The 26,002-nt window shown below is 72.9% G+C and carries 19 protein-coding genes and 1 tRNA gene; 17 read left to right on the forward strand and 3 right to left on the reverse strand.

Annotation, left to right across the window (positions count from 1 at the left end; genetic code table 11):
* Nucleotides 1–15 precede the first annotated feature (15 nt).
* The 7 genes from DEI99_RS04050 (at nucleotide 16) to mfd (ending at nucleotide 10,048) form a co-directional block, all read left to right on the forward strand.
* Nucleotides 16–945 carry a hypothetical protein gene (locus DEI99_RS04050; protein WP_111042995.1) on the forward strand — a complete coding sequence of 310 codons (930 nt, stop codon included), beginning with the start codon at nucleotides 16–18 and terminating at the stop codon, nucleotides 943–945.
* Between the two features lie 401 nt (nucleotides 946–1,346).
* On the forward strand, nucleotides 1,347–2,729 hold the full coding sequence (locus tag DEI99_RS04055; protein WP_111042996.1) for an RbtT/DalT/CsbX family MFS transporter: 1,383 nt from the start codon (nucleotides 1,347–1,349) through the stop codon (nucleotides 2,727–2,729).
* Nucleotides 2,730–3,018: 289 nt separating this feature from the next.
* Complete coding sequence (locus DEI99_RS04060; RefSeq protein WP_071253282.1) at nucleotides 3,019–3,648, forward strand: 50S ribosomal protein L25/general stress protein Ctc; 630 nt, start codon at nucleotides 3,019–3,021, stop codon at nucleotides 3,646–3,648.
* Between the two features lie 45 nt (nucleotides 3,649–3,693).
* Nucleotides 3,694–4,278, forward strand: a complete 585-nt coding sequence (gene pth, locus DEI99_RS04065) for an aminoacyl-tRNA hydrolase (RefSeq protein WP_071253445.1) — start codon at nucleotides 3,694–3,696, stop codon at nucleotides 4,276–4,278.
* Nucleotides 4,278–4,469: a hypothetical protein gene (locus DEI99_RS04070; RefSeq protein WP_111042997.1), complete on the forward strand. Its 192-nt coding sequence runs from the start codon at nucleotides 4,278–4,280 to the stop codon at nucleotides 4,467–4,469. Before pth ends, DEI99_RS04070 begins: the two co-directional genes overlap by 1 nt.
* Before the next feature lie 120 nt (nucleotides 4,470–4,589).
* On the forward strand, nucleotides 4,590–6,326 hold the full coding sequence (locus DEI99_RS04075) for a hypothetical protein (protein ID WP_284180945.1): 1,737 nt from the start codon (nucleotides 4,590–4,592) through the stop codon (nucleotides 6,324–6,326).
* A gap of 113 nt (nucleotides 6,327–6,439) precedes the next feature.
* Nucleotides 6,440–10,048 carry a transcription-repair coupling factor gene (mfd, locus tag DEI99_RS04080; RefSeq protein WP_111043111.1) on the forward strand — a complete coding sequence of 1,203 codons (3,609 nt, stop codon included), beginning with the start codon at nucleotides 6,440–6,442 and terminating at the stop codon, nucleotides 10,046–10,048.
* Between the two features lie 124 nt (nucleotides 10,049–10,172).
* Here the strand turns inward: mfd and nhaA are convergent, their stop codons facing one another.
* A complete protein-coding gene (nhaA, locus tag DEI99_RS04085) occupies nucleotides 10,173–11,351 on the reverse strand; it encodes a Na+/H+ antiporter NhaA (protein WP_111043112.1) in 1,179 nt (392 codons plus the stop codon).
* Nucleotides 11,352–11,442: 91 nt separating this feature from the next.
* Here nhaA and DEI99_RS04090 point away from each other — a divergent pair, with 91 nt between their 5' ends.
* The 9 genes from DEI99_RS04090 (at nucleotide 11,443) to DEI99_RS04130 (ending at nucleotide 20,624) form a co-directional block, all read left to right on the forward strand.
* A complete protein-coding gene (locus tag DEI99_RS04090; RefSeq protein ID WP_181434553.1) occupies nucleotides 11,443–12,186 on the forward strand; it encodes a MazG family protein in 744 nt (247 codons plus the stop codon).
* Nucleotides 12,187–12,808: 622 nt separating this feature from the next.
* Nucleotides 12,809–14,053: a histidine--tRNA ligase gene (gene hisS / locus DEI99_RS04095; protein ID WP_111043114.1), complete on the forward strand. Its 1,245-nt coding sequence runs from the start codon at nucleotides 12,809–12,811 to the stop codon at nucleotides 14,051–14,053.
* Between the two features lie 96 nt (nucleotides 14,054–14,149).
* Nucleotides 14,150–15,433 (forward strand): phosphopyruvate hydratase, encoded by a 1,284-nt coding sequence (gene eno / locus DEI99_RS04100; protein WP_071253267.1) that lies wholly within the window; start codon nucleotides 14,150–14,152, stop codon nucleotides 15,431–15,433.
* 468 nt (nucleotides 15,434–15,901) lie between these two features.
* Nucleotides 15,902–16,447, forward strand: coding sequence for an FtsB family cell division protein (locus DEI99_RS04105; protein ID WP_071253265.1), 546 nt, complete (start codon nucleotides 15,902–15,904; stop codon nucleotides 16,445–16,447).
* 54 nt (nucleotides 16,448–16,501) lie between these two features.
* Entirely contained in the window at nucleotides 16,502–17,050 is a 549-nt protein-coding gene (locus DEI99_RS04110) for a DUF501 domain-containing protein (protein WP_071253264.1), read from the forward strand.
* Between the two features lie 38 nt (nucleotides 17,051–17,088).
* Nucleotides 17,089–18,558: an NAD(P)/FAD-dependent oxidoreductase gene (locus tag DEI99_RS04115; protein ID WP_111041573.1), complete on the forward strand. Its 1,470-nt coding sequence runs from the start codon at nucleotides 17,089–17,091 to the stop codon at nucleotides 18,556–18,558.
* 78 nt (nucleotides 18,559–18,636) lie between these two features.
* A tRNA-Leu gene (locus tag DEI99_RS04120) sits at nucleotides 18,637–18,710 on the forward strand.
* A 69-nt stretch (nucleotides 18,711–18,779) separates the two neighbouring features.
* Nucleotides 18,780–19,259 (forward strand): hypothetical protein, encoded by a 480-nt coding sequence (locus tag DEI99_RS04125; RefSeq protein WP_111041572.1) that lies wholly within the window; start codon nucleotides 18,780–18,782, stop codon nucleotides 19,257–19,259.
* A gap of 39 nt (nucleotides 19,260–19,298) precedes the next feature.
* A complete protein-coding gene (locus tag DEI99_RS04130) occupies nucleotides 19,299–20,624 on the forward strand; it encodes a threonine/serine exporter family protein (protein ID WP_175472213.1) in 1,326 nt (441 codons plus the stop codon).
* Between the two features lie 452 nt (nucleotides 20,625–21,076).
* Here the strand turns inward: DEI99_RS04130 and DEI99_RS04135 are convergent, their stop codons facing one another.
* Nucleotides 21,077–22,738 carry a class I adenylate-forming enzyme family protein gene (locus tag DEI99_RS04135; protein ID WP_284180946.1) on the reverse strand — a complete coding sequence of 554 codons (1,662 nt, stop codon included), beginning with the start codon at nucleotides 22,736–22,738 and terminating at the stop codon, nucleotides 21,077–21,079.
* A 97-nt stretch (nucleotides 22,739–22,835) separates the two neighbouring features.
* A complete protein-coding gene (locus tag DEI99_RS04140) occupies nucleotides 22,836–25,184 on the reverse strand; it encodes an Ig-like domain-containing protein (RefSeq protein WP_146247101.1) in 2,349 nt (782 codons plus the stop codon).
* A 227-nt stretch (nucleotides 25,185–25,411) separates the two neighbouring features.
* On the opposite strand from DEI99_RS04140, the gene DEI99_RS04145 reads away from it, so the two are divergent.
* Nucleotides 25,412–25,993 (forward strand): LemA family protein, encoded by a 582-nt coding sequence (locus DEI99_RS04145; RefSeq protein ID WP_111041570.1) that lies wholly within the window; start codon nucleotides 25,412–25,414, stop codon nucleotides 25,991–25,993.
* Nucleotides 25,994–26,002 lie beyond the last annotated feature (9 nt).

The raw sequence follows: 26,002 nt of genomic DNA on the forward strand, positions 1-26,002 counted from the left end.
GGCAAGCTGGACCGCATGGGGTTCGCGGACGAGGCGAGGGCACTGCTCCTCGTCGCGCCCGCGGACTTCGTCGCCGAGCGGTCGGCGCGGCAGCGGTCGGTCCGCACGGAGGACCGCGACCTCGCCACGGCGATCGGCGGACTCCGCAAGCCCGCGCCCGCCGCGTGGGTCATCGACCTGCTCGCCGCCGACGGCGCGCTCGACGACGCGGTCGACCTCGGGCCGGCGCTCCGGAAGGCGCAGGCCGACGCGGACCCCGACGTCATCCGGACGCTCCGACGGCAGCGGACCGAGGTCGTCGACGCGCTCGCCCGGGCCGGGGCGGACCTCGCCGCGGACGCCGGGCACCCCGTCACGCCGGCGGTGCTCGCCCAGGTCCGCGCGACGATCGAGGCGGCGATGGCCGACCCGCACGCGGGCGCGGCCGTCCGCTCGGGGCTGCTCATCGCGCCGCTGGAGAGCGTGGGGTTCGACGCGGTCGACCTCGACGGGGTGCTCGCGGATCCGGACGCGGTGCCGGACGCCTGGTCCGGCAGCGATGCCCCACCCATCCCGATCGCCAGCGCGAGGGGTGCGCGGAAGGGGAGTCGTGCCTCACGGCAGTCGCGGTCGGGGCAGCGGGACCGACCGGAGCCGGACGGTCCCGAGGTCGACGAGCCGCAGCCCGAGCCGGAGCGCGACCTCGCCGCGGAGCGGAAGGCTGCGCGCCGGGCGGAGACGGCGGCGCGGACCGACTCGCGCGACGCCGACGCGGCACTCGACGCGGCGTCGGAGGAGCTCGATGCCGCCGAGGACCGCCGCGCCGAGCTGCGGCACGAACTCGAGCGGGCCGAGGCCGAGGTCGAACGCCTCGGACAGGCGCGCGACGACGCCGAGGCCGCGAGCGACCGTGCCCGCGAGGTGCTCGCGGCGGCCCAGGAGCACCGTCGGACCCTCGGCCGCTGACCGTTCCGTCCCATCGCACGCGCTGTAGGAAGCTGTTCCGCGCGTCGGCAGGCGGAAGGAACGGCTTCCGACGCGCGGAACGTCTCACCACGCGCGGAACAGCTCCGTACGCGCGGAACCGCCCCGCCCGCCCAGATCGTTACGCAACAGTTGTCGTTCTTGACGGACTGCGTTGGAGCGGTCTAATCTCGGGCACCATGCTTCGGGCCGGCGATGGTCCGCCGGGAGCCGCCCTCGACAGCAGCACGGGGCACCCCGGGTACAGGACTCGCATCATCGCCGACGCAACACCCTGCCCGCAGCCACTGCGCGGGCAGGGTGTTGCGAGGCGCGCGGCGCACCCCGGAGACATGCCGCGATGCCGGGTCGAGCACTCCGGGGCCCTCCAGGAGAGACGACACATGTCGGAACCCCGCACCACCCGCACCAGCACCCTCACGCCGCCGAACGGCGTGACCGCAACCGAGTCCGGCACCGCCGCGCCACCGTCAGCAGCAGCAGCACCCGCCCGCCAGGGACTCCTCGCCCGCCTCGGCATCCCGCACCCGCTGCGCTGGGGCTTCCTCGGCGTCCTCGTCTTCATGACCGGCGACGGCATCGAGTCGAACTTCATCGCGCCGCACATCGCAGGGACCCTCGGATCCGGCGGCTCCGACAGTGCCGCGATGGTGATCGGCCTGTACGGCGTCGCGGTCCTCGTCGCGTCGTACGCCGCCGGCGTGCTGTCGGAGCTCTGGGGTCCGCGCCGGGTGATGACCGTCGGCGCCGTGCTCTGGGTCGTGTTCCAGGTCGCGTTCCTCGCGGCGCTGTCCACCGGGTCGGTCGGACTGATCGCGCTGACGTACTTCCTGCGCGGGCTCGGCTTCCCGTTGTTCGCGTTCTCGTTCCTCTGCTGGGTGAACCACACGGTCGCCCGCGAGCGGAACGCCACCGCCGTCGGTTGGTTCTACGTCGTGTTCACGGGCGGTCTGCCGACGCTCGGCTCGCTCATCGCGATCGGCTCGATCCCGGCGTTCGGCGGCGGTCAGCGGGGCGAGACGGGCTCGATGGCGCTGTCGCTCCTGTTCGTCGCGGCCGGCTGGGCGATCGTCCGGTTCGGTGTCCACGAGCCGACCGGCCTCGGCCGGATCGCGCCGCGCTCGCTCTCCGCCGCCCGGGTGCTCGCCAGCGGCATCGAGGTCTGCGTCAAGCGACCGAAGGTCCTGCTCGCCGTGCTCATCCGGCTCGTGAACACGGCACCGGAGTTCGGCATGTTCGTGATCATGCCAACGGTGATCGGCACGGAACTCGGCTGGGGACAGTCGAAGTGGCTCACGATGACCGTCATCGTCTACGCCGGCAACATCCTGTTCAACGCGTTCTTCGGCGCCCTCGGCGACCGCATCGGCTGGATCCGCACCGTCAAGTGGTTCGGCATCGCGGCCTCGGCCGTCGGGCTGCTCGCCTGGTGGTACGTGCCGCACCTCGTGCCTGCCGGGTCGGAGTGGGGCTTCTGGCTCGCCACGGCGGCGGGCACCGTGTTCGGCATCATGCTCGCCGGCTTCACGCCGATGGGCGCCATCGTCCCCGCCTTCGCCGGCGAGGACCGCCGCGGCGCCGCGATGGCCATGTACGCCACGGCGGCCGGGGGAGCGACCTTCCTCGGCAACGCCGTCGTCAGCGCCGTGCTGCCGTGGGGCGGCGCCGCGGGCGTCGTGTGGACGTTCGTCGGTCTCTACGTCGTCGCCTTCGTCGTGCTGTCGTTCCTCAAGGTGCCGGAGCGGGCGGTCGCGGCCGGCCACTGACGGATCGGGGCGGTACCGACCGAGGGACGGGAGGCCCGTGGCGACCCCGCCACGGGCCTCCCGTCCGTCTCCCGGTCACCGGCAGGACGCGGTGCGACACGCCCGGAGCGTCCTGCTAGACTCAGGGATTGACTTCGGCGAGGGCCGCGCAAGCGGCCGTGATCGACGCGGTGGGAGACCCGGCCCAGCCCAGGGAACGTTCCTCACGCGTGCACGCGTTCGAGTTGCAACACCACAGACCCCCACGATGCCGGACCGCCGGTGTCGACCCCCGAGACCAGGAGGCACCATGGCCGACTACACCAAGCTCGCAGCGGACGTCCGCACCAAGTTCGGCAAGGGTGCTGCGCGCAAGCTCCGCGCCGCCGACAAGATCCCCGCCGTCGTCTACGGCCACGGCACCGAGCCGAAGCACATCTCGCTGCCCGGCCACGAGACCATGCTGCTCGTCCGTACCGCGAACGCGGTCGTCGACCTCGACATCGAGGGCACCGCGCAGCTCGCCCTCGTCAAGGACGTCCAGCGTGACCCGGTGCGCCAGATCATCGAGCACATCGACCTCGTGGTCCTGCGCCGCGGCGAGAAGGTCACGGTCGACGTGCCCGTCGTGGTCGAGGGCGAGTCCTTCTCCGGCACCATCCACGTGCAGGACCTCAACACGGTCTCGCTGCTCGTGCTCGCCACGGACATCCCGGAGCACGTCACCGTGGACGTCGAGGGCCTCGAGGACGGCGCGCAGATCACCGCCGCCCAGCTCGAACTCCCCGAGGGCGCCGAGCTCGAGACCGACGGCGAGGCGCTCGTCGTCCAGATCGTCACCCCGCGCGGCACCGCCGACGACGACGCCGCCGACGAGGCCTCGGCCGAGGCCGGCGCCGAAGCCGGTGCCGAGGGCGGCTCCGAGCCGGTCTCCGAGTAACACCCACCTCGTGGGCATCTGGTCGACGCTGATGGCGCAGAGCTGATGACGGGCGAGACGCTCGTCGTGGTCGGGCTCGGGAACCCTGGGCCCGGCTACGCCGGCAACCGCCACAACGTCGGCCAGATGGTCCTCGACGAACTCGCGTCCCGCATGGGAGCGACGTTCAAGAAGCACAAGACGCCGAACCAGGTCGCCGAGGGGCGCCTGGTGCCCGGCGGCACGCGACTCGTGCTGGCGAAGCCAGCGTCGTTCATGAACACCTCGGGCGGTCCGGTCTCCTCGGTGCTCGGGTTCTACAGCGCCACCCCGGCCGACCTCGTCGTCGTGCACGACGAGCTCGACCTGCCGTTCGACACCGTCCGTCTCAAGGGCAGCGGCGGGCACGGCGGGCACAACGGCCTGCGGGACATCATCAAGGCCACCGGCACGAACGAGTTCACCCGCGTGCGGGTCGGCATCGGTCGGCCGCCCGGTCGGCAGGACCCCGCCGACTACGTGCTGCGCGACTTCGCCGCAGCCGAGAAGAAGACCCTGCCGATCCTGCTGGCGGACGCCGCGGACGCGGTCGAGGCGATCGCCGAGGTCGGCCTGCTCGCCGCGCAGCAGCGCGTGCACGCTCCGTCCTGATGCCCGGCGTGGGCGCCGTCCTGCTGGCCGCCACCACCCCGGTGCAGGCGATCGCGCTCGTCGTCGTGGTCGTCATCGGGATGACGTTCGCCGTCGGGGTGCGCCTCCTGGTGTGGCGGTCCCGGCGACAGCAGGACGACCACACCACCACGCCCCAGCAGCCGGACGACCTCGAGCCCGGCGACCGCTGACCGCTGACCCGCTCGCGCGACGGTCCTGGTCCGTCCCCGAACTGGGGGACCACCGGCGTACCCCGCGCCGGTAGGTTCGCCGTCGGGGCGGTCGCCCCGCGACGAGGACCGGGGGTACCGATGGCAGGGCGAGCACCACGACCGGACGTCCTGCCGATCGCGATCGGGGCAGTCGTGGCCGCGTTGGTCGCCGTCGGCGTGGTCGGCGGCGTGACCACGTCGGCCGCCGTCGCCGGTCCACCGGTGTGGCTCCCGCAGCGCGCCGACACCGCGGCACCGCCCGTCGCCGAGGCCTTCGTCGCCCCGAACGACGTCGAGCACGACGCCGCCGGTCGACTCGTCGTGGCGGACCTCGCAGCGAACGGAGTGCTCCGCCGCGGTGCGGACGGCACGTGGGAGACCATCGCACCCTTCGGCACCGAAGCCCGCGCCATGTGGAACCCGTCGGCCGTCCAGGCGCTGCCCGACGGCCGCTTCGTCGTCGCCGAGGCCGGGCGCCGCACGGTCGCCGTCCTCGACGCCGGCGCGATCAGCCGGATCCCGGCCCCGCCCACACGGCGAGCGGTCTCCGAACTGGCGGTCGTCGGCTCGACGGTGTGGGCGGCTGCCCCGGGCAGCGGCGCCCTCTGGACCGCCGACGTCCGCACCGGGGACTGGAGCGCCGTCGACGGGCCGTGGACCGACCCGGGCGGTGTCGCCGTGACCCCGGACGGCGGCGCGCTCGTCGTGAGCGACGCCCAGGCCGACGACGTCTGGCGCGTCGACCGTGCCGGCGGCGTCCCGACGTCCCTCGGCTTCCCGCAGACCGCGCCGGTCCGGTTGCTCGGCGTCGCCGTGGGGGACGACGGCTCGGTCTTCGTCGTCGACAACACCGGTGGCCGGGTGTGGGCGCTCGAAGGATCCGACTGGTCGGTGGCGCTCGACGCGGCACCGGACGGCTCGTCGCTGGCGAACCCGACCGCGGTCTCCGTGCACGCGGGGACCGAGATGGCCATCGCGGACTACAACCGGCGCCGGGTGGTCACGGCGACCCGCGAGGGGGCGGTCGCGCCCACGCCGGTGCCGGTGCCGAGCGCGTCCGACACGTCGGTGCCCACGGCTGCGCCGACCTCCCAGCCGGAGCCGGAGCCGACCACGGCGCCCACCACCGCACCGGCACCGGCACCGGATCCGACGACGGCGCCGGAGCCCACGACGGCGCCGGAACCGACGACGGTACCGGAACCGGAACCGGAACCGGAACCGGAACCGGAACCGGAACCGGAACCGGAGCCGACGACGGCGCCGGAGCCGACGACGGCGCCGGAGCCGACGACGGCGCCGGAGCCGACGACGGCGCCGGAACCGACGACGGCGCCGGAACCGACGTCGGCGCCGGAACCGACCACCGACCCGGAACCGACGGCCGGACCGGGCCCCGACCAGGGACCCGCACCGACCACGGCGCCGGAGCCGACGACGGCGCCGGGACCGACGACGGCGCCGGAGCCGACGACGGCGCCGGGACCGACGACGGCACCGGTCCCGCAGCCGACGACGGCGCCGACCACGCCCCCGGTGCCCGGGCCGACCACGCTGCCGGAACCGACGGCGACGGCGACCGCGAGCGCACCGATCTCCCCCACCGCACCGACCGCACCGGCAGCCCCGTCGGCGACCCCGACACCGACCCCGACCCCGTTCGCGACGCCCCCGGACGCACCCACACCGGGCGGCCTCCTCGCGGCGACCGGAGCGTCGGTGGCCCTGCCGATCGTCGCGGCGCTCGTCGCCCTCGCGCTCGGCAGCGTGCTGCTGCTCCGAGCGAGCCGGACGAGCCGGACGAGCCGGACGAGGCGTACGAGCCGCACGAACTGAGCGCAGCACGGCGACGGCGCGGGAGCGGCCGACCAACGGCCGACCCGCTGACCGGTGTTCGCCCGCTGCGCACACCGCGACCGCTGTCGGACCTCCCCGGTACCATGTCCTGAGTGACGATCTCGGGCATCATCCCTGCGCTCTCGCGCGCCTCCGCGTTCGATCGCGTGCTCCGCGCCGCGCCTCGTGACGCCGACTTCTCGGTCGTCGACGGGTTGCGCGTCCCCCTGCTCGGCGCCCTGATCGCCGAGCGCACCGGTCCGCAGTGCGTCCTCGTGATCACCGCCACGGGGCGCGAGGCCGAGGCCGTCCGCGACGCCCTCGCCGCCTACGTGCCCGACGCCGACGTCCTCGAGTTCCCGGCGTGGGAGACCCTGCCGCACGAGCGCCTCAGCCCGAGCGCGCAGACCGTGGGGACGCGCATCGCGACGCTCCGCAGGCTCGCCGCGTGGTCCGACGCGAGCGCGGCCGACCGGCGCACCACGGTCGTCGTGGCGAGCGTCCGCGCGGCCCTCCAGCCGATCGCCGGCAACCTGACCTCGCTCGCCCCGGTCGTCCTCCGGACGGACTCGCGCGGCAACGACCTGGCCGCCATCGCGGCACAGCTCGTGGACATGGCGTACGCGCGGGTCGACCTCGTCACCCGCCGCGGTGAGTTCGCGGTCCGCGGTGGCATCCTCGACGTCTTCCCGCCGACGGCCGACCACCCGGTGCGCGTCGACTTCTTCGGCGACGAGATCGAGGCCATCAAGGCGTTCTCCGTGGCCGACCAGCGCACGACCGAGGACGACCTCGGCTCGGTCGAGCTGACCGCGTCCCGCGAGCTCCTGCTCAGCGACGACGTCAAGCAGCGCGCCCGCGAGATGCTGCACGAGTTCCCGAACCTGTCGCAGATGCTCGCGAAGATCGCCGAGGGCATCCCGGTCGAGGGCATGGAGTCCCTCGCCCCCGCACTCGTGCAGGACCTGGTGCCGATGACCTCCTACCTGCCGGAGGACGCCACCATCGCGGTGTTCTCGCCCGAGCGGGTGAACGGTCGCGCGAACAGCCTGGCCGAGACGAACACCGAGTTCCTGCAGGCCGCGTGGACCGCCGCGGTCGCCGGCGCCCAGGCCCCGATCGACCTCGACGCGGGCAACTTCCTGACGGTGCAGCAGCTCAAGAACACCCGCGGGCAGCGCACCTGGTGGACCGTGTCGCCGTTCGACTCCGGGCTCGACGAGGGCGACCGCGACCGGGTCCTCACCGACGCCGAAGCCGCGGACGAGGCCGGCGAGTACATCCGCGTCCGGGCCGAGTCCGTGCCGAGCTTCGCGGGCAGCGCCGACGGTGCGGTCTCGCACGTCAAGGCGCTGACCGACGACGGGTGGGCGGTCGTGGTGACAGCGCAGGGCCAGGGCCTGGTCGAGCGGGCGGTGCAGGTCCTCGCCGACGCGGGGGTCGCCGCGCGTGCTGAAGCCGTGACGGCGCCGCCGGAGCCCGGCGTCGCCGTCGTGACGACCGCCGCGGTCGAGCACGGGTTCGCCGTCCCGGACCCGCGCATCGTGGTGCTCAGCGAGGCCGAGTTCTACGGCCGCAGCGTCCAGCAGGGCGCCCGCACCGTCAAGAAGCTCGCGAGCCGGCGCAAGAACGTCGTCGACCCGCTGCAGCTCAAGCCGGGCGACGTCGTCGTGCACGCGACGCACGGCATCGGCAAGTTCGTCGAGCTCGTCAGCCGCGAGGTCAGTTCGGGCGGCCGCAACGCCGTGAAGACGCAGCGCGAGTACCTCGTGCTCGAGTACGCGCCGTCGAAGCGCAACTACCCGGGCGACAAGCTCTTCGTGCCGACCGACCAGCTCGACCAGCTGTCACGGTACGTCGGCGGCGAGTCCCCGACCCTGTCGAAGATGGGCGGCTCGGACTGGTCCGCCGCCAAGTCGAAGGCGCGCAAGGCGGTCCGCGACATCGCCGTCGACCTCGTCAAGCTGTACTCGGCGCGGATGGCGTCGAAGGGGCACGCGTTCGGCCCGGACACCCCGTGGCAGCGCGAGCTGGAAGAGGCGTTCCCGTTCGCCGAGACCGCCGACCAGCTCACGACGATCGACGAGATCAAGCGCGACATGGAGCGGCCGATCCCGATGGACCGCCTGCTGTCCGGCGACGTCGGCTACGGCAAGACCGAGGTCGCGATCCGTGCAGCGTTCAAGGCGGTGCAGGACGGCAAGCAGGTCGTCATGCTCGTGCCGACGACGCTGCTCGTCCGCCAGCACATGGAGACGTTCCAGGAGCGCTTCGCCGGGTTCCCCGTGCACCTGCGCGCGCTGAGCCGGTTCCAGACCGAGAAGGAGTCGAAGGAGACCATCGCCGGCCTCGCCGACGGCACGGTCGACATCGTCATCGCGACCCACCGGATCCTGTCGCAGGGCATCACCTTCAAGGACGTCGGGCTCGTCATCATCGACGAGGAACAGCGGTTCGGCGTCGAGCACAAGGACCAGCTCAAGAAGTTCAAGACGAACGTCGACGTCCTGGCGATGTCGGCGACCCCGATCCCGCGCTCGCTCGAGATGGCGGTCACGGGCATCCGCGAGATGTCGACGCTCGCCACTCCGCCGGAGGACCGCCACCCGATCCTGACCTTCGTCGGACCGCAGTCCGACCTGCAGGTGGCGGCGGCGATCCGCCGCGAGCTGCTGCGCGAGGGCCAGGTGTTCTACGTGCACAACCGCGTGAAGGACATCCAGTCGGTCGCCGCGCACCTGGCCGAGATCGTGCCGGACGCCCGCATCGCCGTGGCGCACGGGCAGATGTCGGAGAGCACCCTCGAGCAGGTCATGGTCGACTTCTGGGAGCGCCGCTTCGACGTCCTCGTCTCGACGACGATCATCGAGACCGGCCTCGACATCGCGAACGCGAACACGCTCATCATCGACAAGGCGGACAAGTACGGCCTGTCCCAGCTCCACCAGCTGCGCGGTCGTGTCGGCCGTGGGCGGGAGCGCGGGTACGCGTACTTCCTCTACGACTCCGAGAAGCCGCTGTCCGAGACCGCGCAGGACCGCCTCGAGACCATCGCCGCGAACAACGAGCTCGGTGCGGGCATGCAGGTCGCCATGAAGGACCTCGAGATCCGCGGCGCCGGCAACCTGCTCGGCGGGGAGCAGTCCGGCCACATCGCGGGCGTCGGGTTCGACCTGTACCTGCGGATGATCGGCGAGGCGGTGTCGCAGTTCCGCGGCGACGTCGCCGAGGGGCAGACCGAGCTCCGGCTCGAGATCCCCGTCGACGCGCACATCCCCGAGGACTACGTCGAGTCCGAGCGGCTCCGGCTCGAGGCGTACCAGAAGCTCTCGGCGGCCTCGGCCCCGACGGCGCAGCCGGACGCGATCGACATGGTGCTCGACGAGCTCACCGACCGCTACGGGCAGCCGCCGCAGGCCGTGCAGACCCTGGTCGAGGTCTCCCGCCTCCGCCGGATGGCGCAGCAGGTCGGTCTGTCCGACGTCGTCGTGATGGGCTCAAACCTGCGGGTCGCCGGCAAGGAGCTCGCCGACTCGTCACAGGTGCGCCTCAAGCGCATGTTCCCGGGTGCGCGCTGGTTCCCGCAGCAGAACGCGACGAGCATCCCGATGCCGCGCCCGCACGACCAGGCACTGCCGGACGACGCCCTCATCCGGTGGGTGGAGAGCATCCTCACCGCCGTGTACGGGGCGACGACCCCGGCAGAGGCGCCGGCCGCGTAGACGCGAGCGGTCGACGGACGGGAGGCACGGTGCCAGCTGGCACCGTGCCTCCCGTCCGTCCGTGGCCACGTCCGCAGCGCGCACGCCGTCCGCGACGGACCACGTGTCGGACGACGCGGACCGGCTACTCGGTCGCCTCGGCCTCGGACAGCTCCCGACGGCCGCGGTACGCCCGCGCCCGCAGCGTGACCACGACCGCCGAAGCGACGATCGCGATCCCCGAACCGACGAGCACGGCCAGGACGCCCTCGTCGAGCACCTCCGGGTCGCGGGCGAAGGCGAGCTCGTTCATGAGCAGCGAGACCGTGAAGCCGATGCCGCCGAGCACGCCGACGGTGATGATCGAGAAGAACGACAGCGACGAGCGGCCGGGCGACCGGAAGATCCGCGTGGCGACCACGCCGAACAGCGTGATGCCGACCACCTTGCCGACCGGCAGGGCGAGGACGACCGCCCAGAACGTGGGGGAGAGCTCGCTGATGCCGACCGCGGGGATGACGACCGCGGCCGAGGCGAAGGCGAACAGCGGCAGCACGATGGCGTTCGACCACGGCTCGACGTTCTCGTGCAGGGTGTGACCTGGGCGGCGGGGGAGCACGAGGCCGAGCGCGACGCCGGCGATCGTGGCGTGCACGCCGGAGTGGTACACGAGCCACCACGTGACGAGGCTCACCAGGACCATCGCCACGATGATCAGCGTCTGCCCGCTCCGCCCCGGACGGAGCATGCGGCCGAGCAGCCAGAACGCCGCGAGCGCGACCACAGCACCCGCGAGGGCCAGGAAGTCGGTGTCGTGGGCGAACACGACGGCGATGATGACGATCGCGATGAGGTCGTCGAGCACGGCCAGCGCGAGCAGGAACACCCGGATGCCGGACGGCAGCCCGCGGCCGAACATCGCCAGGACACCGAGCGCGAACGCGATGTCCGTCGCCGTGGGGATCGGCCAGCCGTGGGTGAACGGCGTGCCCGCGGTGACGAGCAGGAACACCCCCGCCGGCACGAGCACCCCGCCGACCGCCGCGATGGCGGGGACGATCGCGGTCTTGGGGTTCGACAGCTCGCCGTCGACGAGCTCCTGCTTGAGCTCGATGGCGACGAGCAGGAAGAACACCGCGAGCAGCCCGTCGCTGATCCAGTGCGCGATCGACAGGTCGAGGCCGAGCGCACCCAGCGGCAGGTGCGCGTCGAGCAGCCGTTCGAGGCCGGGACCGACGGGGGAGTTCGCCACCACCAGGCCGAGCACGGCGGCGGTGAGGAGCGCGACGGCGCTGAAGCGGGGGGAGCGGACGAGGGACGACATGGATCTCCGTCTCGAGGGGTCGGGTGAGTGTCCGTCGACCAGACTTCCCGACACACCAGCGACCAGCCTACGCGAGTGCGACGATGGCGGCATGACCGCCGTACCGGACCTCGTCACCGTCGTCGACCGCCTGCTCGCCGAGGACGGAGGCTGCGTCTGGAACCGCGCGCAGACCCACGCGTCGCTCGCCCGCTACGCCGTCGAGGAGTCGTACGAACTCGTCGACGCGATCGACGACGGCGACCCCGAGGACGTCCGCGAGGAACTCGGCGACCTGCTGTACCAGGTGGTGCTCCACGCCGGCATCGCCGCCCGCGCCGGTGACTTCACCCTCGAGGACGTCGCCGCCGGCGTCCGCGACAAGATGACCCGACGACACCCGCACGTGTTCGGCGACGAGACGGCGGACACCGTCGACGAGGTCGTCCGCGTCTGGCGCGCGGCCAAGGCCGCCGAGAAGTCCGCGCGACGGAGCGCCTTCGACGGGGTGCCGCGGGCGATGCCGCCCCTCGAGCGGGCGGTGAAGCTGCTCGAACGGCTCGACGAGCGCGGTGACGCCGACGCCGTGGTCGCGTCGGTCACGTCGGTCGACCCGGTTGCGCCGGTTGCGCCGGTCGCGCCGGTCGCGCCGGTTGCGCCGGTTGCGCCGCTCGGCCGGGAGGCCCGGGGCGCGTCGGCCTCGTCGGTCGCGTCGGACGCGGGTGCGGTCGACACCGCGTGGGGGAGTGCCGTGCTCGGACAGGTCGCGTCCGCGGTGCGGGACGGCATCGACCCGGTCGCCAGCCTGCGCTCGGCTGTGGCGGCGCTCGAGGAAGCGGGCCGCCGGGCGGAGTGAGGCGCCGGGCGTCGGGTGCCGCGGAGCAGGGGCGCGGCGATGACGAGGCTCCGGGGGGACCGGGATGTCGGGCCGCCAGGCTGCTGGCTGCCGGGGAACCGAGGTGTCGGCGAGTGGGCCGCCGGGCTGCTGGCTGCCGAGGGACCGAGGTGTCGGCGGGTGGGCCGCCGGGCTGCCGGGGAACCGAGGTTTCGGTGAGTGGGCCGCCGTGCTACCGGGGGACCGAGGTGTCGGCGGGTGGGCCGCCGGGCTGTTGGCTGCCGGGGAACCGAGGTGTCGGCGAGTGGGTCGCCGGGCTGCCGGGGCGTCGGGCGTCGGGTGCTGGGTGCCGGGTGCCGGGTGCCGAGATGCCCGGGCGAGGGGGACGCCCGAGTGTGGGGACGAGGAACGGGCGCCCTCCCAACCCGAAAAAAGGAGGGCGCCCGTGAGCGGGCGGCCGCACCCCCAGGGAGAGGTGCCGCCTTGGAAACCCGCTCGAACCGCGGGGCACACTGCAGCACGATGCCCTCGCGATCGGTCCGGGGAGCGGATCAGGCACTCTCCGGACCGACGTTCTGGATGCAGAATACCAGTGGTTCGGTTTCGGCGTAAGCGCGGCGGTCCCGTCTGCCAGAATTGCCGCATGGCGACCTCCGTGACGGCTCCTCGTGGCATGCGTGACTTCCTCCCGGCCGACAAGGCGCGGCGTGAGCACGTGCTCGGCGTGGTGCGCGACGTCTACGCGCGGCACGGCTTCGACGAGATCGAGACGCCGGTGGTAGAGGACGCCGACCGCCTGCACTCCGGGCTCGGCGGCGACAACGAGAAGCTCGCGTTCGCGGTGATGAAGCGCGGCCTCGGTGTCGAGGACCTCCGTGCCGCCGAGGCGCCCCTCGACCTCGCCGACCTGGGCCTGCGCTTCGACCTCACCGTGCCGCTCGCGCGGTTCTACGCGTCGCACCGGGCCGAGCTGCCGAGCGTGTTCCGCTCGGTCCAGATCGCCCCTGTGTGGCGCGCCGAGCGGCCGCAGAAGGGTCGCTACCGCCAGTTCGTGCAGTGCGACATCGACGTCCTCGGCGAGCCCGGGCAGCTCGCCGAGATCGAGCTCATCGGCGCGACGACGGCCGCCCTCGACGCACTCGGCGTCACCGGGACGACGATCCGGATCAACGACCGACGCATCCTGCTCTCGCTGCTCGCCTCGTGGGGCATCACCGAGCCGCAGGCCGCCGACCGCGCCCTCATCACGATCGACAAGCTCGACAAGATCGGTCCCGACGGCGTCGCTGCGGAACTCCGCGGCACCGTGGGGCAGGAACTGCCGGGGCTCGAGGACACCATCCGCGCACTCGAAGCCGCCGACTGGTCCTCGGTCGAGGGCGCGACGTGGCTCGACGCCGACGCGTACGCCGACCTGCTGCGCCTGCGCACCGCACTGCCCGGCGTCGACCTGCGGTTCGACCCGACGCTCGTGCGTGGCATGGGCTACTACACGGGGACCATCTTCGAGGTGGCGCACCCCGACTTCGGCTACAGCCTGGGCGGTGGCGGTCGGTACGACGGCATGATCGGCCGGTTCCTCGGCCAGGACGTCCCGGCGGTCGGTTTCTCGCTCGGCTTCGAGCGGCTCGTCGACCTCGTCACCCTGCCCGAGTCGGCGGAGTCCGACGCGGTCGTGCTCGTCCACGACAAGGACGTCGACCCGGTCCGGCTCGCCGCGCTGAAGACCGAGGCCCTCGCCTCCCACCGACGCGTGCGGCTCGAACGGCGCACCAAGAACATGAAGAACCTGCTCGCCGGGCTCTCCGCGCAGGGGTTCTCGGCGTTCGCGACGATCGGTGCCGACACCGACTCGCTGCAGGGCGTCGAGTTCCGCCCGCTCGACTGAGTTCTCCACACCGTCCGTCACAGCCGACCTGGCGTCCACCGCGGCTCGCTAGGATCGACTCCGCAATCACCACAACCAATGTGTAGGGAGTACCCCGTGGCCCTGATCGATGCCGTAGGCGCACGCGAAGTCCTCGATTCCCGAGGCAACCCGACGGTCGAGGTCGAGGTCCTCCTCGACGACGGCGTCGTGTCCCGCGCGCTCGTCCCCTCCGGTGCCTCCACCGGCGCCTTCGAAGCGTACGAGCTGCGCGACGGCGATGCCTCGCGCTACGGCGGCAAGGGCGTCCTCAAGGCCGTCGACGCCGTCCTCGACGAGATCGGCCCGGCGCTCGAGGGCTTCGACGCCACCGACCAGCGTCTCGTCGACGCCGCGCTCATCGAGCTCGACGGCACCGAGAACAAGTCCCGTCTCGGCGCGAACGCGATCCTCGGCGCCTCGCTGGCCGTCGCCCGCGCCGCCGCGGACTCGGCCGACCTGCCGCTGTTCCGCTACCTCGGCGGCCCGAACGCGCACACGCTCCCCGTGCCGCTCATGAACGTCGTCAACGGCGGTGCCCACGCGGACACCAACGTCGACATCCAGGAGTTCTTCCTCGTGCCCTACGGCGCCGAGTCCTTCTCCGAGGCGCTCCGTTGGGGCGTCGAGACCTACCACGCCCTCAAGGGCGAGCTGAAGAAGCAGGGCCTCGCGACCGGCCTCGGCGACGAGGGCGGCTTCGCGCCGGAGCTCGCCTCGAACCGCGCGGCGCTCGACTTCCTGCTCACCGCGATCGAGAAGGCCGGCTACACCCCGGGCAAGGACATCGCCGTCGGCCTCGACGTCGCCTCCACCGAGTTCTTCCACGACGGCAAGTACTCGTTCGAGGGCAAGCAGCTCTCGAGCCAGGAGTTCACCTCGTACTTCGCCGAGCTCGTCGCGAACTACCCGCTCGTGACCATCGAGGACCCGCTGGCCGAGGACGACTGGGAGGGCTGGTCGCACCTGACCGCCGAGCTCGGCGACAAGGTCCAGATCGTCGGCGACGACCTGTTCGTCACCAACCCCAAGCGTCTGCAGCGCGGTATCGACGAGCGCGCCGCGAACTCTATCCTCGTGAAGGTCAACCAGATCGGCACGCTCACCGAGACGCTCGACGCCGTCTCGCTCGCGCACCGTCACGGCCTGACCTCGATCCTGTCGCACCGCTCCGGCGAGACCGAGGACACCACGATCGCGGACATCGCGGTCGCGGTCGACGGCGGCCAGATCAAGACCGGTGCACCGGCCCGTTCGGACCGCGTCGCGAAGTACAACCAGCTCCTCCGCATCGAGGAAGAGCTCGGCGACGCCGCGGTGTACGCCGGTCGCTCGGCCTTCCCGCGGGCTGCCGCGCTCTAGGCAGCGCCTTCCACGAGACGCCGTCCTCCTCCGGGAGGGCGGCGTTTCGTCGTCTCGGCAGTCCCGCCCGCGAAGGCCCCGCGGTCCTGGTCGCACGACCCGCCGTGCGTCGGACGTCGAGGTCGCACGAACGGCCGCTTCGACCGGGCGGAAGCGACCGATACTGCGACCTCGGCCGCCCGCGGCGGTCCCGCCGTCCCGGTCGCACGACCTGCCGTGCGTCGGACGTCGAGGTCGTACGAACGGCCGCTTCGACCGGGCGGAAGCGACCGGTACTGCGCCCTCGGCCGCCCTCGGCCGCCCGCGGCGACCTCGGCGCAGCGCGCCGACCTGGCCGACCCGGCCACGGGGCGGGCGGGGGTCACGTACCGGGGGCGAGCCGTGCCTCCCGGGTCAGCGACGCTGAGAGGGCACCGAACGGCCGCGTGCCGACCACGCGCCGACCCGCCGGCGGGTTATCGTCGGACGGTGCCCAGCCAGAAACCCCGTGTGCGCCGCGTCCCCGTGGCGATGCCCGACGGCGGCACCACCGAGCAGCCGTGGTACCGCTCGATCCACTTCTCCGGCTTCAGCCTGCTGATGCTGGCGATCATCGTGCTGTTCGTCGTCGTGCTCGCGCCCTCCCTGCGCACGCTGATCCAGCAGCAGGAGCAGATCGCCCAGCAGCAGCACGACGTGGCGGCCCAGAAGGCCGACGTCGCACAGAAGAAGAAGGACGTCGCGCGCTGGGACGACCCTGCGTACATCGAGGCCCAGGCCCGCGACCGGTTGCTCTACGTCTACCCCGGCGAGGAGAGCTACCTCGTCATGGGCGCCGAGGGCCGCAGCTCGTCCCGCAGCGCGGCGACGACACCGACGACCGACTCCGGGACGCCGGTGAGCGCGAAGGTCCAGACGCCGAAGGTGGACTGGGTGCAGGCCATGCTGTCCTCCGTGCTGCAGTCCGGGCTGAGCGACGAGACCGCGGCGGACCTCGTCGCGCCGGACGTGTCCGGCACCGGCGAGAGCAAGTAGCCGTCCGACGGGACGGTGCGCGCGGCTGCGCGACTCCGGTAGGCTCACGTTCCCGTGACGACCCCTCCCTTCGACCCGCCCTCCGACCGCGACGTCCGGGTCGTGTCGGCGCAGCTCGGCCGACCGGCGCGTGACGTCATCGGGATCGCGGCGCGGTGCGTCTGCGGCAACCCGACCGTCGTCTCGACGAAGCCCCGGCTGTCGAACGGCACGCCGTTCCCGACGTTCTACTACCTCTGCCACCCGGCGGCGACCGCCGCGGTGAGCACCCTCGAGGCCAACCAGGTGATGCCCGAGCTGGCAGCCCTGCTCGAGGACCCCGACGTCGCTGCGCAGTACCGCGCAGCACACGAGTCCTACCTGGCCGATCGTGAGTCGATCGAGCACGTCGACGAGATCGTCGGCATCAGCGCCGGTGGCATGCCCACCCGCGTGAAGTGCCTGCACGCCCTCGTCGGTCACGCCCTCGCCGCCGGTCCCGGCGTCAACCCCATCGGCGACCTCGCGCTCGAGCGCGCGGACTGGTCGCCCGCCCGGTGTGAGTGCCGGGCGTATGATGACGGTGCAGACGCTGGAGTCGGGGCGGGTGGCGGCGAAGTCTGACTCGACTCCCGCACACCCACCCAAGGAGAACATTCCCCGTGCCCAAGATCCTCGTCGTCGGCGGCGGTTACGCCGGCTTCTACACCGCATGGAAGCTCGAGAAGCACCTTCGCCAGGGCGAAGCCGAGGTCGTGATGGTGGACCCGCTGCCGTACATGACGTACCAGCCGTTCCTGCCCGAGGTCGCCGCCGGTTCCATCGAGCCCCGTCACGCCGTGGTCTCGCACCGCCGCCACCTCAAGAACACGCGCGTCGTCACCGCGAAGGTCACCGGGGTCGACCACGCGACGAAGACGGCGACCATCACGCCGACCGAGGGCGCTGCGTGGGAAGAGTCCTACGACCAGATCGTCATGACGGCCGGCGCCGTGTCGCGCACGTTCCCGATCCCGGGCGTCGCGGACGAGGCCATCGGCCTCAAGACCATCGAGGAAGCCGCGGCGATCCGCGACAAGATCCTCACCAACTTCCACAAGGCCGCGAACCTGCCGGCCGGCCCCGAGCGGGAGCGCCTGCTGACAGTCGTCGTCGTGGGTGGCGGCTTCGCCGGCATCGAGGTCTTCGCCGAGCTCCGCTCGTTCGCCTCGGACCTGCTGAAGAGCTACCCCGAGCTGTCCTTCGACGAGACGCACTTCCACCTGGTCGAGGCCATGGGGCGCATCATGCCCGAGGTCTCCCTCGAGACGTCGCACTGGGTGCTCGAGAACCTCGCGTCGCGCGGTGCCGTCGTGCACCTCGACACGCAGCTCGCCTCGGCCGAGGGCGGCGTCTGCCAGCTCAAGGCCAAGGACGACTCGATCGAGACCATCGAGTCCGACCTCATCATCTGGACCGCCGGTGTCATGGCGAACCCGATGGTCAAGGGCACCGACTTCCCGCTCGAGCAGCGCGGCCGCATCCGCGTGCAGCCCGACCTCCGGGTCGTCGACGACAACGGCGTGATCGCCGACGCGTGGGCCTGCGGTGACGTCGCGGCCGTACCGGACCTGACCGGTGGCGGTGTCGGCGGCTTCTGCGTGCCGAACGCCCAGCACGCGGTCCGCCAGGCGAAGCAGCTCGCGAAGAACCTCGTCGCGACCATCCGCGGCGAGGCGACGACCGACTACAAGCACGAGAACCTCGGCGCCGTCGCGGGCCTCGGACTCGGCACCGGTGTGTTCCAGTCCGGCAAGTTCGCGATGAAGGGCTTCCTGGCCTGGGGTGCCCACCGCGGCTACCACGGCCTGGCCATGCCGTCGTGGGAGCGCAAGTGGCGCGTCATCGGCGACTGGGTGGGTGGCTTCTTCCTCGGCCGCGACACCGTGTCGCTCGACGACCGCGAGACCCCGCGTGCCGCGTTCGAGACGTTCGCGTCGCGACCGAAGCCCGCTGCGGACGCCGCTGCGCCGGCCGCCGCTGCTCCGGCCGCTCCGGAGGGCCAGCCCGCCGGTGCCGCCGGTCCCGCGTACGGCGAGCCCGCGAAGGACGTCTCCAACGAGGCCGAGCCCGTGAAGGCCGACGTCAAGTAGCAGCACGCCCCCGCTCCGAGAGGCGGTCGTCCCTCTGGGACGGCCGCCTCTCGTCGTCTCGGTAGGCTGGTCCGGCCCGCCCCCGTGGCCCAATCGGTAGAGGCATGCGACTTAAAATCGTCGAGTTGTGGGTTCGAGTCCCACCGGGGGTACGACCGGTTGGTCGCAGAGCGCGTACGACGCCGTGACCGACGTCACGCCGTGCAGGGAGGGGCATCGCCGTGGAGGGTTGGCAGAAGTTCGTCTACTGGGCACAGTGGGTACCCGTCGTCGCGATCCCGATCTGGTGGGTGCGGGCCCCCGGTGCCGGCGACCCGGGGTGGAACGCCCTCGGCATGATGCTGTTCGGGAGCCTGGCTGCCGTCGCGGTGGCGATCACCGCGCTGATCTCGGCCCGGAACCGGGTGAACCGGCAGGCGCTCGCGGTGTCCCGCGCGTCGGCGTGGGCGGTCCCGCTCCTGTGGGTCGTCGCGTGGCTGCCGCCGGTGTTCCTCGACGGCAGCGGCGACGTGTGGTCCTCCGCGTCCTACGCCACGAAGTGGTGGGGCCTCCCCGGGTGGGCCGGCAGCGGGCCGCTCTTCGTCACCAGCCTGCTCGTCTTCGCCGCAGCCTGGGTCGCGGCACTGGTGGCATCCGGCAAGGACACCGACGTGCGCGCGGTGTCCGACGGTGATGACGACGAGAGCCCCCGGTACCGCTAGCCTCGCTCGTGCCGTCGCGCGCGCCAGTACGATGCTCGGGTGGTCGGACTCGGAAGCGCGCTCGCGAACCTGCGGAACGCCCTCCGCGGGCCCGAGGCGCACGTCGAGGTCGTCGACGGCGAGACCGTCCCCGTCGGGATGCTGCTCGGCACGCTCGGCGCCCTGCTCCTCGATGCCGGCAGTTCCGTCACCGACGTCCGCTCGGCCCTCGAGAAGGCCCGCGATGCAGCGGGGGTCGGACCGACGCTGGCCGTCGGGGTGCTCCCGGCGCTCGTCATGGTCAGCGAGACCGCGACGGGCGCCGCCACGATCGTCAACGCCGAGGGTGTCGAACTCTCGAGCCGGCAGGCGGCCCGCGCGAACCGGCTCGTCCTCGGACTGGAGAGCGGCTCGATCGCCCTCGCCGAGATCCCGGCGCGCGTCCGCGCCATCCGTGCGGGTACCGTCCCGCCGCCCGCGCTGCCGTGGATCGTCGGCAACGCCCTGACCTCGGCCGGACTCGCCGTCGTGTTCCGCTGCCCGTGGTGGGCGATCCTCGTGGCGCTCGCGGTCGGTGCCCTCGTCGGCGTGATCGGTCTCGTGCTCCGTCGTTTCCGCGAGGCCGTGGCGATCATCCCGTTCCTCGCCGCCTTCGTGTCGACCACGATCGTCGGACTCGTCGCCGCCGGCACCGGGTTCGACCACGTCCCGCTCTTCGCGGTGTGCGCCCCCGTGGCGGTGTTCGTGCCGGGCGCTCTCATCACGAACGCGCTGCTCGAGCTCACCGCGGCGGACATCGTCACCGGGGCGTCGCGGCTCGTGCAGGGCCTCATCATGCTCGGCTTCATGGCCGCCGGCATCGCCGCGGGCAGCGCGCTGACCGGCCTGCGCGTCGACCCGTCGTCGGCGGCACTCGTCGGCGAGGTCGCCGCCGTCGGGACGGACCGCGGCGGGTGGGAGGCGGTGCCGTCCTACTGGGTCTCGTGGGTCGCCGTCGTCGGCCTGGCCGTCGGGCTCGGCCTGGTCTTCCGCTCCGGGTGGCGGCTGACCGTCGTGTCGATCGCGGTCATGGTCACCGCCTACGCCCTGGTGAGCGGCACGACGCCGCTGTGGGGGAGCGTCGTCGCCACCGGCGCCACGGCCGCGCTGCTCTTCGTCGCGACCCGGCTGCTGGAGCGGCTCGTCCCCGTGATCCCGGCGACGGTGTCGTTCTTCCCGGCGTTCCTGCTGCTCGTGCCCGGGACGGTCGGACTCGTCGCGGTCGCCACCTTCGACCCTGATGCCCTCGCGACCCCGCTCGCCACCTTCGTCAGCCTGTGCATCGGGACGAAGATCGGCGGCCTGCTCCCCGGCCTCTTCGCGCGCTCCGCACCGTCGCACGCCTGAGCGGTCCCGCGCGTCGGGTGCTGTTCCGCGCGTGGGGTGCGGATCTGCGCGTGGGGTGCTGATCCGCGCGTCGGAGGTCCTTCCGCGCGTGGGGAGTCCTTTCGCGCATCGGTGGCCTCGCCGTCCGACCTCCCACGCGCGGAACTGCTTCCCATCTCGCGCGCAATGGGCAGGACCGTACGGGCGCACGGGATGGACCCTTCGCGTGCAGTGGGCAACGCCGCTCGCGACGCGACCAGAGGCGGACGGGAAGCCCGTGGCGTCGCGACCCGGGCCTCCCGTCCGTGAGCACGCACGTTCCGTCCCATCACGCGTGACGTGGGAAGACGTTCCGCGCGTACGAGGCAGGAAGAACCTGCTCCCGACGCGCGGATCAGCCTCCTACGCGCGAAACGACCCCCCACGCGCGAAACAGCACCCCGCCCCGCACTCCACCCGCACTCGCATCACCCCTACGGCGCGAGCAGCAGCCCCGCCGCCAGGTCGGACTCCGCGGACGCCTGGGCGACGTAGTGCACCTTCTTGCCCGTGGCGTTGTAGGGCAGCTCGTCGACGAAGCGGTACAGCCGCGGCCGCTTGTACCGGGCCAGGCCGGGGTGCGAGCCGGTCCACTCCTCGAGCGCGGCCGCGGCGGCCTCGTCGGACGACGGCAGGCCCTCGCGGGCCCGGACGACGTAGGCCGTGACGACCTGGCCCCAGCGCTCGTCAGGCACCCCGACCACGATCGAGTCCGCGACGCCCGCGTGCTCCTGCAGCGCCGCCTCGACCTGCACGGGGTGGACGTTCTCGCCGCCCGAGATGATCATGTCGTCCTTGCGGCCGACGATGGTGACCCGCTCGTGCTCGTCCCACGTCGCGAGGTCGCCCGGGTAGAACCAACCGTTCGCGAACTTCTCCGCCTCGAGGGCCGGGTTCCGGTACGAGTAGCCGGACTTCACGGTGCGCACCGCGAACTCGCCGATCTCGGTGCCGTCCTTGCGGACCGTGTCGGTCGGGTCGGCGAGGCGGCCGTCGAGGACCCTCACCACCGCGACGTCGTCGTCGGTCGAGGCCCGCCCGGTGGACCCGGCGCCGTCGGGGAAGTCCTCGGGGCGCAGGAAGGTGTTCCAGAAGGTCTCGGTCGTGCCGTACCCGTTGAAGATCCGTGGGGACAGCAGCTCCTGGTAGCGGAGCGCGGCGGCACGGTCGAGCGGGGCGCCCATCGTGACGATCCCGTGCAGCGAGGACAGGTCGCGGGGCCGGGCCTCCTGGGCGTCGGCGAGCTGCACGAGGTTCGGCGGCGCCCCGATGAGGAAGGTGAGCTGTTCGGACGCCACCAGGTCGAGCACGCGGTCGGCGTCGAAGTGCCGCAGGGTCGTCAGCTCGGCGCCGACGTAGAAGACCGGGTTCGGCCCGCCGGAGTACAGGCCGCCGCGGTGGAACAGCGGCGACATGTTGAGCGTCTTGTCGAACGGCGTCAGCGGGAAGTGCATGACCACGTCGTGTGCGCTGAGCACCTCGACCAGGCTCGGCAGCGGGACCGCCTTCGGTCGCCCGGTCGTCCCGCTCGTGTACAGCCGCGTCGTCTCGTCGTAGGTGCTGCGCGGCTCCGTCGCGGCGAGCTCGTTCGCGGTGACGGGGTCGGCGGCGAGCAGCTCGGCGAAGTCGTCGTGCGCCCCGCCGAAGGTCACGACGTGGGCGGGACGGTGCGTCGCCGACTCGAGCGCAGCGACGACCTCGCCGTTCCGCACGGCGTCGTGGACGAGCACGACGGGCTCGGAGTCGTCGACGATGAACGCGACCTCGTCGGGTGCGAGCCGGAAGATGGTCGGCGAGAACACCGCGCCGATGCGGTGGCACGCCAGGTAGAGCACCGCGAACTCGGGGGAGTTGAACAGCTCGACCATGACGACCGAGCCGCGTCCGGCGCCGTGTCGGAGCAGCCACCCGCCGACGCGGTCGACGGCGTCGCCGAGCTCGGCGTAGGTCCACGAGCGACCGGTGTCCGGGTCGCGGAGCGCCGGCCGACCGGCGAAGCGGTGGGTGTTCCGCGCGAAGCCGTTCGCGTAGGTGTAGCTGCCCTCGAAGACCTCGCGGAAGCGGGTGGGGTCGTAGTCGGATCGGTGCTCGCTCATGGTCACTCCCTCGCAGGTGCGCAGATCGTCACACTAGCCACGTGGTCGCGTGCGCGGTTCGGCACCCGCGCTGGCCGGACGGGAGGCTCGGTTCGGCTCAGGCGTGCGCGCCCGGCCGCGTGGTGCGCGCCCAGACCACCGCGACGGTCGCCGCCGCCACGCAGGCTGCGGCTGCCGTCGCGAGCAGGACCGGCGGGACCGGCGTCCCACCGGTGCCCGAGTAGACCGCTGCCGTCAGGGCGACGGCGACGACGGCGAGGGCGGCGTACCCGGTCCGCGAGGTCGCGAGCACCGCGCTGCCGGCGGACCCGGCGACGGGCAGCACCGTGGCGACGACGGCCCCGACGCCGCCGAGGCAGAGCGTCGTGGCGAACTCGGAGACGAGCGCCGTCCAGAAGCCGTCGCTCACGGTCAGGCTGTGCACGACCCACCCGGCGGCCGCGAGCCCGAGGAGCGCGACCGTACGCCACACGGCGCTCCGGGCGCTCGCCGCGATGCCGGAGCCGAGGCGGAGCGGCCCCGTGCCGAGGTCGGGGCGCCCGGTCGGCACGAGCACCATGCCGACGACGAGCGCGGGGGAGAGGTCGGCGGCCCGGGTGACCCCGCACGCGACCAGCGCGGCGAGGACGAGCCACGGCGACACCCGGAAGCCGACGGTGCGGTGTTCCGGTCCGGCCGCCCAGCGGGTCACGAGCACGACGGCCGCGGTGAGGACGGCGGTGCCGAGCAGGACGGCGACCGCGAGCCGGACGTAGCGGGCCTCGAGGGACACCCCGACCCCGAGCAGTGCGACGAGCGAGGCGACCGCGACCGCGATGCCGATCGAGACCCGGGTCGGCAGGACGTCGTCGGCGCGGGAGCGGTCGGAACGGGCGCGGTTGCGGCCGAGCAGCCCGGCGAAGGGCGGTCGGACGCGTCCGCGGGCAACGCCGGCGGCGAGGGCGAGCGGCGCCGCGACGAGCAGCAGGAACCCTGCGGCGACGGCGGTCGCGACGAGGACCGTCCGCCACGAGAACACCGCCTGGATCGGGGGGACGGTGCGGTCGTAGGTGGTGGTGGCGGTCCAGTCGCCAGCCGTGCCCGTCCAGTCCGGTCGACCGCCGACGGTCGCTCCGGCAGGACCGTCCGCCCCGCCGCCGTCGACCGCTCCGACCCCGCCGACGCTGCCGGTGCTGCCGGTGTTCCCCGGCGTCCCGGTGCCACCTGGGGCGGTCGGCCCTGCCGGACCCGGGGTGCCGGCGGCGTCCGTCGGGCGGCTGCTCGCGCCGGGGGTCCCGTGCTGCCCGCCGTCGGTGGGCGCGGACGCGCCGCTCGTCGGGGCACCGGGGGTGCCGGACGGGCCGGTCGGCAGCCCGACCACCCCCGCGACCAGGACCCGGACCGCCGTCGACGACCGCGAGTAGTTGCCGGCGGCGTCGTGCTGCGTCGCCGTGATGTCGTGCACACCCTGGCGCAGGGTGGAACCCGCCGTCGAGCAGGACCACGATCCGTCCGGTCCGACGTCGGTCCGGCAGACGGGGGCACGGTCGACGTAGACGGTGACGCCGGCGCCGGGCTCACCGGTGCCGCGCACCGTGGTCGCCCGGGTACCGACCCGCTCGCCGGTGTCGGGCGAGGTGATCCGCGGCGCCTCGGGTGCGGAGCGGTCGACGGTGAGCACCACCGGGGCGGACGAGGCGCTGCGCAGGTCGGAGCGGTAGCCGCGGGCGGTGCTGGCGGTCTGCGTGGCCGTCACGGTGAGCCGGGAGTCGGACCCGGCGGGCAGCGCGACCACCCAGCGACCGTCGGACCCGACGACGCCGGTGGCCTGCACCGACGACCCGGTGACCGAGACGGTCACGTCGGACCCGGGGAACCCGGTGCCGGCGACCGTGCCGCTCGTGACCCGGTCGCCCGTGACCGTGGGCGGGACGATGACGTCGGCAGCCGGGGCGCTCGACGGCGGGAGCGCGGGGTCGGTGACGTCGTGCACCGTGAAGACCTGTTGCGGGCCGGACCGGAGGGTCGCGAAGCACGACCAACCGCCACCGGCCGACACCGCGGCGGTGCACCCGGCGGAGCCGGTCGACGCGGGACCGCCCACCCGGACCCGGTGGCCGGGGACGCCGGTGCCGTGGAAGCGGGCCGTGCTGCTCGTCACGTCGCCGGGGTCGGCGATGGTGGGTGCGGCGACAATCCCCTCGGACGGCGTCGGAGTCGGCACGACGGGTCGGGCGGACGGCGGCGGGGCCACCCGGACGGGCGGGGGCTGCGAGGTCGCCGCCGCCACCGAGGACCCCCCGGTGTGCGAGGCCGACGCGGACGCCGTCGCCGGGGCGACCGCGAGACCGAGCAGCACGGCGACGAGGGTCGCCGTGGCCGCAGCGACGACGGTCGCCCGGGGACGGCGACGAGGGCCGTCGCCCCCGACGGCCCGTTCGTCCACGTTCTCCCCGCGTGTAGTCACTGCCTCCATCCCACGGGATGGGGCGCGTCGGGTCAATACACCTGGCGGATGATGTCCGGCAACCGCCTGCGGCGGGCCGCTGTCCGAACGCGGGGTGTGCGTGACGCGGGAATCGTCCGTGAACCCCGGGGGCGGACGAGAGGGTCGGCCGCGCGTCGATAGACTCCTCGTTGGCCGTTCCGGCCTCGCAGCACCGCGGATCCCGACGCGCAAAGGAGTACGCCCTCATGGACACCGGACTCGTCACGACGCTCATCGTCGTCGGAGTGGTGGTGGTCGTCCTGGTGATCATCGGGATCTACCTCTGGGTGACGGACAACGCGCTCGTCTCGCTCAAGGGCCGCGTCGACCAGGCCTGGAGCGACATCGCCGTGCACGTGCAGGAGCGAGCCGAGCTGATCCCGACGATCGTCGACACCGTGCAGGGGTACGCGAGCCACGAGAAGTCCGTCTTCGACGACGTCAGCCGCGCCCGCACCGAGACCCTCGCCGCCGGGGACGCCTCCGCCGCGTCGACGGCCGAGGGGCACATGCAGAAGGCGCTGAAGAGCGTCTTCACCGTGGCCGAGGGGTACCCGCAGCTGCAGTCGAGCCAGGGCTTCCTGCAGCTGCAGTCCGAGCTGGTCGACACCGAGGACAAGATCCAGTCGGCACGGCGTTCGTACAACGGCGGTGTCCGCGAGCTCAACACGAAGATCCGCGTCTTCCCGAACTCGACCATCGCGAAGAAGCGTGGCTTCGCCGAGGCCACGTTCTTCGAGACCGCCGAACCGGCGGCCATCGCGGAACCCCCGCGCGTCCAGTTCTGACGGACGGAC

The sequence above is a fragment of the Curtobacterium sp. MCLR17_036 genome (genome assembly GCF_003234445.2).
Classification (GTDB): domain Bacteria; phylum Actinomycetota; class Actinomycetes; order Actinomycetales; family Microbacteriaceae; genus Curtobacterium.

Excerpts from the sequence above, each read along its gene's own strand:
- DEI99_RS04135 (WP_284180946.1), bottom strand. The coding sequence starts at position 22,738 with ATGAGCGAGCACCGATCCGACTACGACCCCACCCGCTTCCGCGAGGTC.
- DEI99_RS04060 (WP_071253282.1), top strand. The coding sequence starts at position 3,019 with ATGGCCGACTACACCAAGCTCGCAGCGGACGTCCGCACCAAGTTCGGC.
- hisS (WP_111043114.1), top strand. The coding sequence starts at position 12,809 with ATGGCGACCTCCGTGACGGCTCCTCGTGGCATGCGTGACTTCCTCCCG.
- DEI99_RS04050 (WP_111042995.1), top strand. The coding sequence starts at position 16 with ATGGGGTTCGCGGACGAGGCGAGGGCACTGCTCCTCGTCGCGCCCGCG.
- DEI99_RS04075 (WP_284180945.1), top strand. The coding sequence starts at position 4,590 with ATGGCAGGGCGAGCACCACGACCGGACGTCCTGCCGATCGCGATCGGG.
- DEI99_RS04090 (WP_181434553.1), top strand. The coding sequence starts at position 11,443 with ATGACCGCCGTACCGGACCTCGTCACCGTCGTCGACCGCCTGCTCGCC.
- nhaA (WP_111043112.1), bottom strand. The coding sequence starts at position 11,351 with ATGTCGTCCCTCGTCCGCTCCCCCCGCTTCAGCGCCGTCGCGCTCCTC.
- DEI99_RS04145 (WP_111041570.1), top strand. The coding sequence starts at position 25,412 with ATGGACACCGGACTCGTCACGACGCTCATCGTCGTCGGAGTGGTGGTG.
- DEI99_RS04055 (WP_111042996.1), top strand. The coding sequence starts at position 1,347 with ATGTCGGAACCCCGCACCACCCGCACCAGCACCCTCACGCCGCCGAAC.
- pth (WP_071253445.1), top strand. The coding sequence starts at position 3,694 with ATGACGGGCGAGACGCTCGTCGTGGTCGGGCTCGGGAACCCTGGGCCC.
- DEI99_RS04070 (WP_111042997.1), top strand. The coding sequence starts at position 4,278 with ATGCCCGGCGTGGGCGCCGTCCTGCTGGCCGCCACCACCCCGGTGCAG.